Source organism: Methanophagales archaeon, from assembly GCA_021159465.1.
Classification (GTDB): domain Archaea; phylum Halobacteriota; class Syntropharchaeia; order Alkanophagales; family Methanospirareceae; genus G60ANME1.
Genome location: JAGGRR010000096.1, coordinates 1 through 2,120, shown reverse-complemented (window position 1 = coordinate 2,120; position 2,120 = coordinate 1). Strand labels below are relative to the sequence as shown.

Genomic DNA, 2,120 nt, shown 5'->3' with positions numbered 1-2,120 from the left:
ATTTTGCTACATTTACGGGCTTTTTTGTAGAGTAATCACGGATTTTGTCTTAATGTGCATCTGATTTTTTCAACAGCCTGCAAAGACGCGACTGCTTTCACATCGTCTTGACCAATAGTAAAAATTTAATGTATAAAAATAGTTGACGCTAGAGAGGAGATTTTATGTATAAGGGTCACATTGATTATGTTACTGAAATAGATGGAGTAGCTTTTGATCCATTTGAAATTGGTCACAAGCATTCTTTTTATCGCATAATAAGCAACTGTGTCTAGTGCTCTAGTTATTTTTTATTGACCATTATTGTGTCTTTGGACTTTTGTAGTGATGAATTTTGTCCTGCGGAGCCGCCTGACGGCGGGCCGCTAAATTTAGTTGTTAGGAGGGGAATAGAAATGAATCTATTAGAAGCTGTAGCAAAGTGGTATGGATGTCCTTATGGATTAAAAAAATGCCGCGCGGGGTGTGAAAATTACTTTATGATTGATCCAAGGACATATGATGAAAAAGGACAAGGCCCCGGTCCAAAAGGTCAACGGACCCTATGCAGTTTATTTGATGACTTAGATCAACAGATAATGGAGAGAACAAATGATCCAAGACTAAAAGAAGAAAGTGAGATAGAAGATTAGAGAACCTTTACAGGGCAGCCACTTTATTCAAGTGAGCATAATATAAGCCCTAAAGTCAAAAAGATAGAAAAATTATTGGTGTCTGAGTGTAGAAATCTCACAATATAAAATAGCAACTCCTAACAATTGGGTGCACTGGATTGACATTTGGCTGCACTTCATGCCAGCCAGTGACCCACGCCGTTAGGCCTAATATTAGACAACGGGAGGATGATTGAAACCTCAAGTAATATTCATTGATTTTGTCCTAAAAGAATGGTTGTTAATTGCTTCGGGTGTGGGTTTTGCGCTGTTATCCATTTATACAAAACATCTTCCGGTCTATTCAATCGATGAGCTACAGGTTCTGTTTATCCTGTTTGTCTTGTTCATTACAGTAAATGGTTTACAGAAAGGTGGGTTGCTCTTAAAAATAGCCCAAAGCATAGAAAAGGGTAAAATCATACCTCTAAAACTAGTACTGACAACCTTTTTCTTGTCCATGTTAGTAACAAATGATATTGTGTTAATGGTCATTGTTCCGCTTACGTTATTGCTTAACATAAATAGAAAAGATATACTGGTCATTTTGGAGGCATTAGCGGCCAATTCTGGTTCTGCATTAACACCAATTGGTAATCCTCAGAATCTTTATATTTATTGGTTTTACGATATTCATCCTTGCACATTCATAAAGACGATTTTCCCATTTTCTTTGGTTTTTCTTGGGTTGCTGACGGTCTCTTCGCTCTTTGTTGTAATCCGAAAAGATTTAAAGGAAGACCAAATACAGAAAATCAATAAAAAGGCATATGTCTATGGGGTTTTATTTATTGTTATTCTTTTAACGGTCTTTCATGTTCTTCCTCTTTTAACTGCAGTTGCTGTCATATTTTTTGCACTCATATTTGACCGAAAAGCCTTATATGTTGATTATGCGCTACTCTTTAGTTTCTTTTTCTTTTTTGGGATCGCGGACAGTGTAAAAAGTATACTGGCTTCTGAAATAACCCATTCAGGGCATATATTTCTATTGTCAGCATTGGCAAGCCAGGTCATGAGTAACGTTCCAGCAACACTATTGGTTGCAAAATTCACATCAAATTGGCAGGCATTATTATGGGGTTCAAATGCTGGAGGATTTGGTAGTCTATTTGGCTCTTTGGCAAATCTGATAGCCTATAAATTATATGTCACACATGAAGGTGCAAATAATACAGCAATGTTTACTGCAAAATTTCTTGCAATAGGATACATGGCATTGTTTATTTCAATAGGCTTATATTTTCTACTGTATCGGCCGGCGGCTTTATTATGAACTTTCAAGGAAGTCATCTTGATAAAAGTGGCTTAACACATCGTTATTATATGACATTACGTGAATTGTACCCATTTCAACAGAAGGTCTGACTTCCTTCTCATTACAATGCCGTAAAACGGCATAGCGGGGCTTCCAAGTAACTCGTTTGGGCGAATTTAATATAACTTGTTGATTTCACTGGACACTAT

The 2,120-nt window shown here is 36.8% G+C and carries 2 protein-coding genes; both read left to right on the top strand.

The window, feature by feature from the left end; genetic code table 11:
- Positions 1–395: 395 nt before the first annotated feature.
- On the top strand, positions 396–632 hold the full coding sequence (locus J7J01_04955; GenBank protein MCD6210228.1) for a hypothetical protein: 237 nt from the start codon (positions 396–398) through the stop codon (positions 630–632).
- Between the two features lie 214 nt (positions 633–846).
- A complete protein-coding gene (locus J7J01_04950; protein MCD6210227.1) occupies positions 847–1,929 on the top strand; it encodes a hypothetical protein in 1,083 nt (360 codons plus the stop codon).
- The last annotated feature ends 191 nt before the right edge of the window (positions 1,930–2,120 follow it).

Bases quoted from the DNA above. Each gene is read 5' to 3' on its own strand.
- J7J01_04955 (MCD6210228.1), top strand. From the start codon at position 396: ATGAATCTATTAGAAGCTGTAGCAAAGTGGTATGGATGTCCTTATGGA.